This is a genomic window from Actinoplanes palleronii (assembly GCF_016862315.1).
In the GTDB taxonomy this organism is placed as follows: Bacteria; Actinomycetota; Actinomycetes; order Mycobacteriales; family Micromonosporaceae; genus Actinoplanes; species Actinoplanes palleronii.
Genome location: NZ_BOMS01000093.1, coordinates 72139 through 85271 on the forward strand (window position 1 = coordinate 72139; position 13133 = coordinate 85271).

Below are 13133 nucleotides of genomic sequence, written 5' to 3' on the forward strand. Positions count from 1 at the left end.
ATCTGCGTGGAGGCGACGTGAACGAGCAACTCGGTGGCAACGGCCGGCCGGTCCGCTGGGAGGAACTGACCTGGCCCGAGGCCGGGCGGACCGCGCAGCGCACCGACGCGGTGATCATCCCGGTCGGCGCGATCGAACAGCACGGCCCGCACCTGCCGCTCAACGTGGACACGGTGATCTGCCAGGCGGTCGCCGAGGAGGTCTCGGCGCTCACCGGCGTGCCGGTCGTCCCGCCGCTGAGCTACGGCGTCTCGGCCTCGCACGGCGACTTCGCCGGCACCGTCGCGCTGCGCCCGGAGACCCTGATCGCGATGATGGAGGACGTCATCGACTCGCTGCACGCCTCCGGGGTACGCCAGTTCGTGCTGCTCAACGGGCACATCTGGAACAACGGCGCGCTCGACGTGTCGGCCGAGAAGCTCCGGGTGCGCCACCGGGACTCCCGGATCCGGGCGATCGGCTACGTCACCATGTACCCCGGCCCCGAGGTCAACGGCCGGGTGCAGTTCGGCCGCGGGCTGATGCACGCCAACTTCTTCGAGACCTCGGTGATGCTGCACCTGCGCCCCGACCTGGTCCGGATGGACCAGGTCACCTCGCACGTGGACGTCGACTCGTTCTGGGACTACCGGATGGACCAGGTCAGCGAGACCGGCGTGTGGGGCCGCGACGTCGCCGAGGCCGACGCCGGGCACGGCAAGTCCGAGTTCGAGCGCTGCGTGCGCACCACCGCGCAGGCCGTCGCCGCCGCCGTCCACGAGCCCTGGCCCTCCGCCGCGCACCGCCCCGAGTGAAAGGCGTACCCATGAAGATCTTCGACATCACGCTGCCGATCCATCCGGAGATGCTGCACTGGGGCCGCAAACCGGAGGTGGAGGTCGTCGAGTCGCTGGCCAACGGCGACGCCTCGAACGTGACCCGCTGGCGGCTCGGCGCACACACCGGCACCCACGTGGACGCGCCGGCCCACTTCGTCGACGGCGCCACCCCGGTCGACCAGCTCGACCTGCACGCGCTGGTCGGCCCGGCCCTGGTCGCCGACCTGACCGCGGTGACCGGCGACATCGGCGTCGCCGACCTGGAAGCCGCCGGGGTGTCCGGGCAGCGGCGGGTGCTGCTCAAGACGTCCAACTCGGCCGGCCCGCTGAAGGCCACCGAACGCGCGCCGAGCTGGGTCGGGCTGTCCCCCGAGGCGGCCCAGTGGTTGATCACCGAGGGCGTCGCGCTGATCGGCATCGACTACCTGACCATCGAGAGCCACACCCGCACCGAGACCTGGGACGCCCACCACGTGCTGCTCGGCGCCGGGCTGATCATCCTGGAGAACGCGGATCTGGACGGCGTGCCCGGCGGCACGTACGAGCTCGTCTGCCTGCCCACCAAGCTGGTCGGCGCGGACGGCTCCTTCGCCCGCGCCATCCTGATCGAGCGGGACGCCTGATGGCCGTCGCCGTCGCCGCGCCGCACCCGGCGGCCGTCGACGCGGCCCGTGACGTGGTCGCGGCCGGCGGCAATGCGCTGGACGCGGTGATCGCGGCCGCCGCGGCGCTGACCGTGGCGTACCCGCACCAGTGCTCGATCGGCGGTGACCTGGTCGCCGTCGTGCGCCCGGCCGGTGGCGAGCCCCGCGCGGTGCTCTCCATCGGCGCGGCCGCCACCGCCGTCGACGTCGGCGCGCTGCGGGCCGCCGGGCCCCGGATGCCGTTCGGCGGGCCGCAGACGGTGACCGTGCCGGGGGTGGTCGCCGGGTGGGCGACGCTCGCCGGGCTCGGCGCCCGGCTGCCCCTGGCCGAGCTGCTCGCCCCGGCCCGCGCGCTGGCGGCCGGTGGTGTGCCGGTCAGTCCCGGCCTGCGCCGGGCCGTCCGGGTCCGGCTCGACGACATCCGGGCCGACCCCGGGCTGCGCGCGCTGCTGCTCGACGAGGCCGGCGAGCCGGTCACCCGGCTGGTGCAGCCGGCGCTCGCCGCCACCCTCGACGAGCTCGCCGCGAACTGGCGCTCGTTCTACACCGGAGCGCTCGCCGCCCGCCTGGTCGCCGGGCTCACCGCGCTGGGCAGCCCGCTGACCACCGCCGACTTCCGGGCGCACGGCGCCGAACTGACCGCGCCGCTGGTGCAGGCGGCCGGCGGGGCGACCTGGTACGCCGCCCCGCCCCCGGTGCAGGGCGCCACCTTCCTGGCGATCAACGGCTCGCCGGCGCTGCTGACCGACGCGCGCCGCGCCCAGATCGCCCGGGACACGCTGCTCGGCGACCCGCGGATCGGGCCGGTCGACGTCGACGGCCTGCTGCTGCGCACCCCGGCACCGGGCGCCGCCGGCACCGGGCCGAAACCGGCAGGGGACACCGTGGCGGTCACCGCCGTCGACGCGGACGGCACCGCGGTGACCCTGATCCAGAGCGTCTTCCAGAGCTTCGGCTCGGGGCTGCTGGAGCCGGGCACCGGCATCGTGCTGCACAACCGGGGCTCGTCGTTCAGCCTCGACCCGGCGCACCCCGGGCGGCTCGCGCCGGGCGCCCGGCCGCCGCACACGCTCTGCCCGGTGCTCGCCGTCACCGGCGACACCGTGGTGGCGCTCGGCTGCCAGGGCGGCCGGTCCCAGCCGTGGATCCTGGCGCAGGTCGCCGGGGACGTGCTCACCTCGGCGGACCTGGCCGGGGTGCTGGCCCGGCCACGGTGGATCATCGGGGCCCGGGAGATCGACCGGGAGGTGCCGACGCTGCTGCTGGAGCCGGGCACCCCGGCGGCGTACGAGCTGGCGTCCACGGCCGCCGGGCTGGGCCTGCTGGCCGAGACGACCCGGGGGCTGCACGACGACGCCGGGCACGTCCAGGTGGCCCGGCTCAGCGGTGGCGTGCTGACGGCGGCCAGCGACCCGCGCGCCGACGGCTCGGCCGCCCTGCTCGTCCAGGGACCCCGGCCGGCTTCCCTCGTACCAAAAAATGATCTTGATGGGAGAGTGGGACGCGGTGACCCTGGCTGAGGCGGTCCTGTTGCTGGTGGCGGGGCTGGGCGCGGGGACGGTGAACGCGATCGCCGGTGGTGGCTCGCTGCTGACCTTCCCGGCCATGCTGGCGATCGGCATGCCGCCGGTCGCGGCGAACGTGAGCAACGCGCTCGCGGTCGCCCCCGGCTACGGCGCCAGTGTGCTCGGCAGCCGCGCCGACCTGATCGGTCAGGGCCGGCGGATCCTGCGGGTGATCCCGACCGCGCTGCTCGGCGCGCTCGGCGGGTGCCTGCTGCTGCTCAACACGCCCCGCCGGGTGTTCGACCTCGTGGTGCCGTTCCTGGTGATCGGCGCGGCGCTGACCCTGGCCGGCCAGACCCGGCTGCGCGCCCTGGTCGGCCACCCGCAGCAGGTGAGCCCGCGCCGGGCGACGATCATGCTGCACACCGCGGTGTTCCTCTGCGCGCTCTACGGCGGCTACTTCAACGCGGCCCTCGGCGTGCTGCTCGTCGCCGGGCTGGCCCTGGTGCTCGACGAGACGCTGGCCCGGGTGAGCGCGCTGAAGAACCTGCTCTCCGCCCTGATCGGGGTGGTCACCATCGCGGTCTACAGCATCTTCGGACCGGTGAACTGGGCGGCGGTCGCGGTGATCGCCCCGGCCACGATCGTCGGCGGTTACCTGGGCGCCCGGGTCGCGCGCCGGCTCCCGGCCGCTGCACTCCGCGCGGTGATCGTCGCTTTCGGCCTGACCGTGGGCACGGTGCTGCTCGTCCGCGCCCTCTGACCCCATTTTTTCGGTACGACCGGAGCCGCCGGCCCGGGGCGCCCCCCGGGGCGAGTGAGAACCGGCGACCGGTGGTGGCGGTCAGCACCAGCACCCGCGAACGGCGGTCGGCCGGGTCCACGGCGCGTTCCACCAGACCCCGGTCGGCGAGCTGGTTGGCCATGAAGCTCAGGTTCGGCGCGTTGCAGTGCAGCCGTTCGGCCATCACCTTCATCGGGGGCGGCGGCTCGTCGGGGTCGATCGCCCACAGCACCTGGAACGTCGACGACGTCAGGCCGTGCCCAGCCAGGGCGCCACCGCGACGGGCTTCTTCGACGGCAGTTCGGTCACCATGGACCCGGGCGCGGACAACCCGGAGACGGTCGCCGGCCGCACTCTCGACGACTACAGCCGGCGCCGCGGCGCCTCCTACCCCGGCCGCACGGCGACCCCCGTGATCACCTGGGCCGCGCGGCTGCTGCCTCGCACCACCGTGGCGCGGATCGCCGGCTCGTTCAGCCGCCGCCAGCAGTGGCACCACGCCGTGGACACCGCCTGACCGGCCGGCATCCGCCGCCGGCTCCTCCCTCGACGAGGACGGCGAGCACGGCGCGACCGCGAACGGGGGTGTCGCCGACCCGGTGACCGTTCGCGGTCGGCGCACTAACCCAGCGCGGTGTGCCGGTCGGGGAACCGGATCTCCAGCTCGATCGTGGTCGGCCCGGTCGTCAGGCTGGCCGCGAGGGGCTCGGGTCTGCCCAGTTTGTAACCCTGGGCGAAGTCGACCCCGTACGCCCTCAGCAGATCGACGGTCCCCTGGTCCTGCACGCACTCGGCGGCGACCCGGATGCCGAGGGCGTGGCACAGCTCCACCAGTTTGGACACCACGGCCTGGTCCGGCGGCGACTGGCAGATGTCGACGACGAACACGCCGTCGATCTTGACCAGGTCGACGGGCAGATACTTCAGGTAGGCCAGGGCGGCGTACCCGGTCCCGAAATCGTCGAGGGCCAGCTGGCAGCCGATCTCCCGGATACCCGTGGCGAAGGCGAGGGCTTCGTTGCGGTTCTCGATCAGCGCGGTCTCGGTGATCTCGAAGGTCAGGCACTCCGCCTTCACCCGGTGCCGGCGGATCGCCTCGGTCACATAGGTCAGCAGCCCGGGGTCGGCAAGGGACTTCCCGGAGATGTTGACCTGGTAGTGCGAGGTCTGCGCACCCTGCCCGATCAGTTCCAGGGCGTGATCGATGACCCACTTGTCCACCGCGAGGATCTCGCCGACCCGTTCGGCCATGTCCAGGAACGCCCACGGCGCGAGCAGTTCCCCGGTGTCGCCGCGGACCCGCAGCAGGATCTCGTGCCGGGTGACCTGGTTGAGGCCGAGATCCACGAGGGGCTGGGCGTAGAGCGCGAACCGGTCGGTGGCCACCGCGTGCAGCACCCGGGACCGGCACCGCTCCGTCCGGTCCTCCCGCGGGGCCGGCCGGTCGAGGACCTGGACGGCGACGCTCGTCCGGCCGGCCTCGCGGGCCGCGTGTTCGCCGTCGACGAGCAGGTCGAATCCGGTGGCGGTGACGCCGGCGGTGAACCGGACCACGCCGGCACACGTGCTGAGCCGCAGTGCCTTCTGCTGGACGGTGAACAGGTGACGCCGGAACGTGTCGACGATCCGGTGCGCCAGGTCGTCGGCGGCGTCGGCGCCCTGCTGCGGGGAGCAGACCAGCACACCCCACAGACCCGGACCGACCAGTCCACAGGTAGGGCCGGGTCCGGCGATCGTCCGCAGCAGCCCGGCGATGTCCGAGGTCAACCGCTCACGATCGTGATCGGTGACCTTCGCGGACAGGAGGGTGGCGGGCTCCGTCGCCACGACGATCAGGGCACCGTCGGTGGTGCGCCGGGCCCGATCGACCTCGTCGGTGAGGTAGCCCCGCGTCGGCAGCCCGGTGACCAGGTCCCGGGCGGCCAGATCGGCGCAGAGCATCGCCCTGCGCGTGGCGAGCCGCCGGCGCTCCTGCCGATCGGTTTCGAGGGTGGTGACGTCCACCCCGGTGGCCACAATGCCGGACGGCTCGCCCGCGGTGGTCAGGATCTCGATGTCGCAGTGGACGTGGTGAACGCTGCCGCTCGGGTGGATCACACGAAAGGTGACGTCGCCGGGGCGATGCTGCGCCCAGGCGGTCTCCACGGCCTCCCGGACGGCCGGCGCGTCGGCCGGGTGAACGAACTCCCCGAGCACCTCAGGGGTGAGGGTCAGTGTTCCCGGTGCGTTGCCGAAGATCATGGACATCTCGTCGGACCACTTCAGGTGGCCCTGTGCCTCGCCGGCGCCGATCGTCCAGGTGATCGTGCCGCGCTTCGCGAGCTGTGCGGCGCGGGCGATCCGGCTCGCCTCGTCGACCTTCGCCGTGAGCGGATCGACGAGGTCGGCGTCGACGAGGATCTGATAGCCGTCGGCGAGCGAGAGGTCGTACGCGCTCTGCACGGTCCGCGCGACCCGGCGGGCCCGGGCGAGTTCCAGCGGGCTCGGCTCGGCCGTCTCGGCCAGAGCCAGGATGTCATCGAGGTCCACGAGCACCTCCCGGGCGCCGTCGGTTGTCCGAGTCGGTGTAGCCGGCTTGTTCGGCCAACTGACGCAGGTGCTGCCGGGCGGCCGCCTTGTAGCGACGGACGCTGATGTCGGCCAGCCCGAGGATGCGGGCGATCTCCTGGTTGGAGAAACCCTCCCGCGACATCTGGAAGACCTCGGCCTGCCGGGCCGGCAACTGCTGCAGCCAGGTGCGCAGTGTCTCCTGCGCCTCCCACGCGTCAGCGATATCCGGCTTCGCCTCCGGCGGCAGGTCCTCCGGTGGCATCGCCCGCTCGCGCTGACGCCGGTCGTGCTCCTTGAGGAGCTTGTTGCGGGCGGTGGCGATGGTCCAGGCCATCGGCTCGGTGTAGGTCCGGATCTTCGGCCACTGCACCCGGCCCTGCAGGTAGGCCTCCTGCAAAGCGTCCTTGATCGCCTCCCGGTCCCAGCGCCGCGCGCGCAGGATCCGTTCCACGGTGTGATAGCTCTGCTCGGTGAAGACCCGGAACTCCTCGTCGTGACTCTTCTTCAGACGCAGAGCCTCCGCTCTCTGCGCCGCCTCCCCGTCCACCGGCTCCGGCAGCAACGCGGCCGAGCCGTCCACCCCGCTCACGCCGCCTCCTCGTCGCTGCCGCCGGCCGTCGACTCCCGGCCCCCGAACTCCACCTCACGATGCCCGTCCCGGTCCCGCTCGACGATCCGGACGACACCACGGTGCCGCTCGGCCAGACCCATCAACCCGGTCGCCCGGGCCGCGGCACGCACCGACGCCTCGCGCTCGGCATGGCATCGCGTGCGGTGCGCGATGTAGGCCCGCACCAACCCCGCCACCGCCCCCGCGGCCAGCACCAGACCCATCGCTCTGTAATCAGAGGCTGGTCCCCACATCATCTCGTCCACAACGCCCCCTCGTCACCATCACCTCACAAGTAACTGTCCGTGTGGCGGCCTCGATGTAGATGGGCGACCGTCCACATTCCTGTCCATGATCCTGGATCATGGCCTTCAACAGTAGTGACGTCCGAAAGTTATCGCCACGGAACGCAGAGCGACAATCCTTCTGGGCAATGGTTCAACTACCCAAAGTCACCATAGTGTCGCCGGGGCCCCTTCCCGCCCGAGTGACCCTCCGTAAGATCCACACCGGGTCAGGGGCGGAAGCGGTCGGCCAACTCGGTGGTCAGGGCGGGCCAGGCGAGCGGGTCGTGGCCCGGGACGACCGGATAGCCACGGGAGGCGCCGATGTCCTTGAGGCGGCGGATCTGGGTGACGGTCTGTTCCGGGGTGACGCCCCGGAACGAGCCGATCGCGCGTTCGCCGGTGATGTTCTCGGTCAGGTCGGCGGCGTCGCAGGCGAAGACGTAGCCGCCGCCACCGGCCAGGTCGACCACGAAGCTCTGATGGCCGGGGGTGTGGCCCGCGGTGAGCAGCGCCGTGACGCCGGGCGCGATCTCGGTGTCGCCCTCGGCGAGACGCCAGTCGATGCGCGGATCGTCGTAGTCGACGCGGGCCATCGAGTAGCGTTCCGGCTCCGGGTGGTTCGACATGCCGTAGTCGAGTTCGGCGCGCTGGACGTGCACCGGGACCCGGCCGGCGAAGTGTTTGAGGCCGCCGGCGTGGTCGACGTGCAGGTGGCTGAGCGCGACGGCGGTGATGTCGGCGAGAGCGACACCGACCGCGTCGAGGGCGGCCTCGAGGGGTTCGCCGGGGCCGGGCGGCAGCTCCGGCTGGTAATTCGGGCTCGGGTAGAACCGGCGGCGCAGGGCCGGGTCACGCAGCAGCGCGGTGTTGAACCCGGTGTCGAGCAGCAGCCAGCCGTCCGCGGTCTCGAGCAGCAGGCCGGGCACCGGTTCCCGGACTCGTTCGGTGCGCGACGCGCCGAACACGGACGCCGACTTGGGCAGGTCCTCCCAGCCCAGGGTGAGTGCGATGATCCGCCGGACCGGCATCTGCTCTCCTCAGTGATCGTCGCGGCGCAGTCGCCACGGCACCGCTCGTGACGGGCGGGCGCCGGGGCGGCGCAGCCCGATGATCGCCCCGGCGATGACCAGCAGCGCGACGGCCGCCGTGGCACCACCCGTCCGGGCCACCGCCGTCACCCCGGCCCCGTGGGCGTGCTCCATCAGCGGGTGGACCGCGAGCATCACCGCCGCCGTGCCCGCGGTCATCCGCCAGACCCCGCCGTCCGGGCAGCTCCAGAGCCGTCCGGCGCACGGCAGGCAGAGCGCGGCCAGCCCGGCCGCGATCGCGGTGGCGGTCACGCTGCCGTGCGCGGCCGCGGACCGCGCCATCGCGAGGTGCGCGAGCACGCAGACCCCGGTGAGCACGGCGCTCAGCCGTGCCCACCTGCGGCCCGATCCGGCGGTCACCCCACCACCCACTTCCTGTCGTCCGACAGGAATTCTCCGCGCGGCCGGTGACACCTGAAGATCCACCGGATTGCCGATCGGTTTCGGACTCGGCGGCGACCGCCGGTCAGCGGCAGGTGCGTCCCTTGTTGAGGCAGGCCGCGATCCGCTGCATGGTGCGGTCGGAGTTGACGTTGACGAAGTCGTTGTGGTCGGAGAACGGGTTGTGGTTCTCCTCCGGGAACGAGTCCAGGGCGTACTGGCCCTTGCGCTGGACCTCCGGGGAGAGCCGGTAGGAGACCGTGATCCGCAGCTGCGGGATGGCCACGAAGCCGGCCGGGCAGGCGCCGGTCTTCGCATCGGCGAAGGCGACGTGGGCGCGGTGGTTGGCGCTGTCGGTGTTCTTGCCGTCCCAGCAGCCCGGGAAGTCCTGGACCCGCTGGACCTGCCGCCCGGCCGGGCAGATCGGGTACTTGTCGGCGAGCCGGTCGGTGAACCCGGAGCAGGTCCAGGTGGCGCGGGCGTTGGCCGGGCCGCGGCTGGTCGGCTTCGCGTCGCCGGTCAGCTCGCGGAGGAACTTCGGCATCGGTACGACCTTGCTCACCGGGTTGCCCCGGTACTCGATCAGCACCGACGCGGGCCGCACGATGCCGCCGGTGTTGCCGGGCAGCTCCAGGTCCGGGCCCTGCGGGTCGGGCAGCGCGGCGGCGGACGGTGCCGCCGACGGCTGACCGGACGACTGACCGGACGGCTGACCGTCGACCGTGCAGGCGGCCAGCTTGCCGAGTCCGTCGGGGCGGGCCGCACCACGGCTGATGGCGATGGTGATCCGGTCCAGGACGGCGGTCCGCTTGGCCTTCAGCGGGCCGAGAACGGCGTTGTCGACGAAACCGGCGCCGCCCTGCCCGCGGGTGGCCACGAGTCGCTCGTTCGCTTCCGAGATCTGGCGGTCCAGCTCGGCGAGCGACCGGTCGACCTCGGCCAGTGCCCGCTGCGGCACGCCGGGGAGCTTGTCGCGGACGCTCGGGCAGCGGACCTGGGGTGTCGCCACCGGGCCGCCGGGCTTGGCCGACGAGGTGTGCAGCGCCGCGTGGACGCCGTCGTAGCTGACGTCGCAGTCGGCCAGCGACACCATGCCGGTCGGCCACTGCCCGCCGGCCCGGCGGATCGCCGCGCCGATCGTCGTCAGCGCGGCCGCCCGGTCCGATCCGAGCGTGCTCAGCACCTCGTTGGTGAGGTCCGCATTCACTCCCCGCACGGCGAGGATGCGCCGGTCAGCGGCGGCCTCCGCCTGATCCAGATCGGACAGCTGCCGCGCGACGGCGGCTGCCGCACCAACCGGCACGGCGGGGAGGCGGTCACGGACGGCCGGGCAGACGACGGCTCCGGACGTACCGGAAAGGGCCTCGCGGACCCGGGTGTCATCGGCCCGGACCGCAGGATCGATCCGGACCACCGGCCAGAAGTACGACGAGCGGTCGCCGTTGCGGCAGGTCGTCCCGGAGGCGGCCAGGTCGGCGTCGGAGGAGAACGCGGTGATCGCCTTGTTGCCGACGAAGTCGTGCACGTGTTCGGCGCCGTTGCGGATGCCCGGCTGGGCGACCGGGTTGTCCGGGCTGAACTTGCCGTTGCCGTTGGTGCCGCAGTCCACGGTGAACCGGCCGCGGGACGCGTCCCGGCCCGGCCGCGGGTTCACCACGTTCGCGGCGACCCGGTCGATCGGGACGTACTGGTTCAGGCTGGTCGAGGCGTCGGCCGTGCCCTTGCCGCCGCCGGAGACGAACGTGACGGTCAGGACTCCGGCCGCGACCAGCGCGGTGCCGGCCGCGGCGACCCGAACCAGGGTCGAACTCCTCGGCGACGGCCGTCGGTAGCGAGCTCTCACGCGCTTCTCCTCATCGTGGGACGCACCGCCGTGGTGGTCGGTGTCGCCCCTCGATACGCGGGCCGGCCGGGACCGGATGGCCGTGGCCCGCTCAGGTAAGCGTTCGGTAAGAACTCGGCTGCCGCCGGAGTCAGGCCGCCAGGCGGTCGGCGGGCCAGTCGACCTGCGGGTCGGTGGCCGGCCGGCTCAGGTAATAGCCCTGAACGTGGTGCAGGCCCTCCTCGGTCAGCACGGCGAGTTCGGCGCCGGTCTCCACCCCCTCGGCCACCACGGTCACGCCGAGCGAGGCCCCGAAGTTGCACATCGCCCCGATCAGCGCCCGCCGGGCCGGATCCTGGTCGCTGTCGGCGATGATGCTGCGGTCGAGTTTGACGATGTCCGGGCGCAGTCGCAGGATGTGCTGCATCGAGGCGTACCCGGCGCCGGCGTCGTCGACGGCCAGGCGCGCGCCGGTCGCGCGGACCAGCCGCATCGAGTCGGCCAGCGTGTCGTAGTCGTCGACCGCCGTATGCTCGGTCACCTCGATCACCAGCCGGGCCGCCTGGGCGCCGAGCCCGGCGAGCAGCTGGTGGAACCGCTGGTCCAGGATCGTCTGCGCCGACACGTTCACCGACAGGTACGCCTGGGCGGGCACGCTGGGCAGCCGCCGGCAGGCCGCGGCGACCGCGTGCATCTCCAGGTCGATGCCCAGCCCGACCTGCCACGCCTCGGCGAACCAGACGTCGGGCGTGCGGTACGGCTCCGCGGCGAACCGGGCCAGCGCCTCCATCCCGGAGATCTCGCTGCGGTCGACGTCGACGATCGGCTGCAGGACGATCTGCAGCGCGCCGGCGTCGCGCATGCTGTGCTCGACGCGGGCCCGGATGGCGTCGTGCTCCTGCCGCAGCTGCTGCTCGGCCGAGGCGGCGGCCATCTCCACGGTGACGTCGGCGCTGAAGCCGCGGTAGCCCACGATGCAGCCGCCGGCGCCGTACATCGGGGTGGCGCTGCTGCTGAGGGTGCGCATGGTGCCGTCGCGGTGCACGGCGCTGCTGATCCAGTCCTGGCGTGCCGAGGTGTCGAAGACGTGCTCGCTCGCGGCCGGATCGCGGTCCAGCAGCTCCCGGACGTCGCGGCCGGTGAGCTGCTGCGCGTCGTAGCCGAGCAGCTCGCCCACGCCGTCGCTGCTGTAGGCGATCCGCAGGTCGGCGTCGACCTGCCAGACCCAGCCGTGCGCGGTGTGCACGGTGTCGCGGAACGCCTCCACCGCCTCGTCGGCGCGGGCCGCGAGGCTGCGGTGGAACCGCACCAGCCGGACCGTGGTGGCGGCGGCCAGCGGCAGCCAGGCGACGCCGATCAGGCCGAGCCACTCGTCGAGCTCCGGGGTCTCCCCCTTGATCCACACTTCGAGCCAGTCCCACGCGTACGAGATCAGGGCCACCACCATGCTCACCGCGAGCACGGTCACCGCCGACGACACCACGCTGCGCGCGCGCTGCAGCTCGGCGGGGGTGTCCGTGTCGTTCTCCTTCACCTCCGGCTCATCGGCGGGGATCAGGGCCGGATGAGCGCGAGAGCGGTCAGGGCCGCTCGTGGCGGGCGGCGTCGAGGCCGGCGCGCACCTCGGTGAGCAGGTCCACCAGCAGGCCGAGCCGTTCGTCGGAGAGCCCGGCGAAGGCGATCGTCGCCTCGGGGTGCATCGCCAGCATCGCGGTGGTCAGCAGCTCCCCGCCGCGCGCGGTGAGCCGCACCTCCCGCCGGCGGCTGTCGTCGCCGGCCACCTCGGCGGTGACCGCGCCCAGCTCGGTGAGGGTGCGCAGGGTCTTGGAGACGGCCGGCTGGTTGACCTCCATGGCGGCCGCGATCTCGCCGACCGAGCAGCCCTGCGGCGCCCCGGCCAGGTGCGACAGCACGGCGACGTGGGTCAGCGTGACGCCGTGCGGGCGTAACGCGCGGTTGAGCCGGGTGGTGCTCAGCTGGTGGACGACGGCGAGCTCGCGGACAGCTCGCCCCTGGGTCTGCGGGCGCTCCATCCGTCAATAATATTCCACGGAATACTTGACGGGGGGCCGACGCGGCCGCCAAAATACATTCCATGGAATGGAAAACAGTTTCCCTGGTCACCGCGGGTTTCGCCGCACAGCGCGTGACCCAGACCGTGCTGGACGGGTTCTACGCCCGCTCCGGCTACCCGGTGCCCTACTACACCGGCCAGCTGTCGTTCAGCGCGAGCAAGCTCTCCGGGTGGTACACCGGGATGGAGCGCGACGGCACCCTCGACGTCTACTGGCAGACCCAGTTCGTCGACTTCGCCTTCATCGCCGCGACCGCGCTGTTCTTCACGGCGCTGCTGTTCGCCGTGGCGCGGGCCTTTCCGGCGGGCAGCGGCGGGCGCACGTTCGCCCGGCGGCTGATCTGGTTCGGGCTGGCCGCGCCGCTGCTCGACGTACTGGAGAATCTGCTCTCGTTCGTGATGCTGCCGGACCCCGGTGCGATCTCACCGGTGGTGGCGCTGCTGTATTCCAGCGCGGCGGCGCTCAAGTTCGCCTGCTTCTTCGCGGTCTACCTGTGGGCGGCGGTGGGACTGACCACCGCGGCGGTCGTCCGGATCCGCGGCCGCCGGGCCGCCGCGACGGCTTGACAA

At 72.7% G+C, this 13133-nt stretch carries 14 protein-coding genes and 1 pseudogene; 6 read left to right on the forward strand and 9 right to left on the reverse strand.

The annotated features are described in order from the left end of the window. The first annotated feature begins 17 nt into the window (after nucleotides 1–17). From Apa02nite_RS29865 to Apa02nite_RS29880, 4 genes are read left to right on the forward strand one after another with little or no spacing between them, the layout of a single operon-like run. Nucleotides 18–794, forward strand: coding sequence for a creatininase family protein (locus Apa02nite_RS29865; RefSeq protein WP_203827984.1), 777 nt, complete (start codon nucleotides 18–20; stop codon nucleotides 792–794). 11 nt (nucleotides 795–805) lie between these two features. After that, nucleotides 806–1441, forward strand: a complete 636-nt coding sequence (locus Apa02nite_RS29870) for a cyclase family protein (RefSeq protein ID WP_203827985.1) — start codon at nucleotides 806–808, stop codon at nucleotides 1439–1441. Then, nucleotides 1441–2982 (forward strand): gamma-glutamyltransferase, encoded by a 1542-nt coding sequence (locus Apa02nite_RS29875; protein ID WP_203827986.1) that lies wholly within the window; start codon nucleotides 1441–1443, stop codon nucleotides 2980–2982. The genes Apa02nite_RS29870 and Apa02nite_RS29875 overlap by 1 nt, the downstream gene beginning before the upstream one ends. Then, nucleotides 2969–3730 (forward strand): sulfite exporter TauE/SafE family protein, encoded by a 762-nt coding sequence (locus Apa02nite_RS29880; protein ID WP_203828038.1) that lies wholly within the window; start codon nucleotides 2969–2971, stop codon nucleotides 3728–3730. Before Apa02nite_RS29875 ends, Apa02nite_RS29880 begins: the two co-directional genes overlap by 14 nt. Before the next feature lie 109 nt (nucleotides 3731–3839). Here the strand turns inward: Apa02nite_RS29880 and Apa02nite_RS52430 are convergent. Then, a pseudogene (locus Apa02nite_RS52430) lies at nucleotides 3840–4019 on the reverse strand (MarR family winged helix-turn-helix transcriptional regulator); the annotation flags it as partial. Here Apa02nite_RS52430 and Apa02nite_RS29885 point away from each other — a divergent pair. Beyond that, the gene (locus Apa02nite_RS29885) at nucleotides 4008–4268 is read left to right on the forward strand and encodes an SDR family oxidoreductase (RefSeq protein WP_203827987.1); all 261 of its coding nucleotides are present in this window, start codon (nucleotides 4008–4010) and stop codon (nucleotides 4266–4268) included. The pseudogene Apa02nite_RS52430 and the gene Apa02nite_RS29885 sit on opposite strands and share 12 nt — an antisense overlap. Nucleotides 4269–4372: 104 nt before the next feature. Here Apa02nite_RS29885 and Apa02nite_RS29890 read toward each other — a convergent pair whose 3' ends face one another. From Apa02nite_RS29890 to Apa02nite_RS29925, 8 genes are all read right to left on the reverse strand, one after another. Beyond that, nucleotides 4373–6280, reverse strand: coding sequence for an EAL domain-containing protein (locus Apa02nite_RS29890; protein ID WP_203827988.1), 1908 nt, complete (start codon nucleotides 6278–6280; stop codon nucleotides 4373–4375). Next, a complete protein-coding gene (locus tag Apa02nite_RS29895) occupies nucleotides 6267–6890 on the reverse strand; it encodes an RNA polymerase sigma factor (protein WP_203827989.1) in 624 nt (207 codons plus the stop codon). Before Apa02nite_RS29895 ends, Apa02nite_RS29890 begins: the two co-directional genes overlap by 14 nt. Beyond that, the gene (locus tag Apa02nite_RS29900; RefSeq protein ID WP_239164663.1) at nucleotides 6887–7135 is read right to left on the reverse strand and encodes a hypothetical protein; all 249 of its coding nucleotides are present in this window, start codon (nucleotides 7133–7135) and stop codon (nucleotides 6887–6889) included. The genes Apa02nite_RS29895 and Apa02nite_RS29900 overlap by 4 nt, the downstream gene beginning before the upstream one ends. A gap of 290 nt (nucleotides 7136–7425) precedes the next feature. After that, complete coding sequence (locus Apa02nite_RS29905; RefSeq protein ID WP_203827990.1) at nucleotides 7426–8226, reverse strand: N-acyl homoserine lactonase family protein; 801 nt, start codon at nucleotides 8224–8226, stop codon at nucleotides 7426–7428. Between the two features lie 9 nt (nucleotides 8227–8235). Further along, a complete protein-coding gene (locus Apa02nite_RS29910; RefSeq protein ID WP_203827991.1) occupies nucleotides 8236–8646 on the reverse strand; it encodes a hypothetical protein in 411 nt (136 codons plus the stop codon). 106 nt (nucleotides 8647–8752) lie between these two features. Further along, entirely contained in the window at nucleotides 8753–10510 is a 1758-nt protein-coding gene (locus Apa02nite_RS29915) for a DUF1996 domain-containing protein (protein WP_203827992.1), read from the reverse strand. A 130-nt stretch (nucleotides 10511–10640) separates the two neighbouring features. Next, entirely contained in the window at nucleotides 10641–12023 is a 1383-nt protein-coding gene (locus tag Apa02nite_RS29920) for a sensor domain-containing phosphodiesterase (RefSeq protein ID WP_203827993.1), read from the reverse strand. A gap of 46 nt (nucleotides 12024–12069) precedes the next feature. Further along, nucleotides 12070–12522, reverse strand: coding sequence for a MarR family winged helix-turn-helix transcriptional regulator (locus tag Apa02nite_RS29925; protein WP_067695631.1), 453 nt, complete (start codon nucleotides 12520–12522; stop codon nucleotides 12070–12072). A gap of 62 nt (nucleotides 12523–12584) precedes the next feature. Here Apa02nite_RS29925 and Apa02nite_RS29930 point away from each other — a divergent pair, with 62 nt between their 5' ends. Beyond that, nucleotides 12585–13130: a hypothetical protein gene (locus tag Apa02nite_RS29930; RefSeq protein WP_203827994.1), complete on the forward strand. Its 546-nt coding sequence runs from the start codon at nucleotides 12585–12587 to the stop codon at nucleotides 13128–13130. Nucleotides 13131–13133: the final 3 nt, after the last annotated feature.

What these genes read in the sequence shown, in the direction of transcription:
- Apa02nite_RS29900 (WP_239164663.1), bottom strand. Translation starts at nt 7,135, where the DNA reads ATGGGTCTGGTGCTGGCCGCGGGGGCGGTGGCGGGGTTGGTGCGGGCC.
- Apa02nite_RS29875 (WP_203827986.1), top strand. Translation starts at nt 1,441, where the DNA reads ATGGCCGTCGCCGTCGCCGCGCCGCACCCGGCGGCCGTCGACGCGGCC.
- Apa02nite_RS29870 (WP_203827985.1), top strand. Translation starts at nt 806, where the DNA reads ATGAAGATCTTCGACATCACGCTGCCGATCCATCCGGAGATGCTGCAC.
- Apa02nite_RS29930 (WP_203827994.1), top strand. Translation starts at nt 12,585, where the DNA reads ATGGAATGGAAAACAGTTTCCCTGGTCACCGCGGGTTTCGCCGCACAG.
- Apa02nite_RS29925 (WP_067695631.1), bottom strand. Translation starts at nt 12,522, where the DNA reads ATGGAGCGCCCGCAGACCCAGGGGCGAGCTGTCCGCGAGCTCGCCGTC.
- Apa02nite_RS29905 (WP_203827990.1), bottom strand. Translation starts at nt 8,226, where the DNA reads ATGCCGGTCCGGCGGATCATCGCACTCACCCTGGGCTGGGAGGACCTG.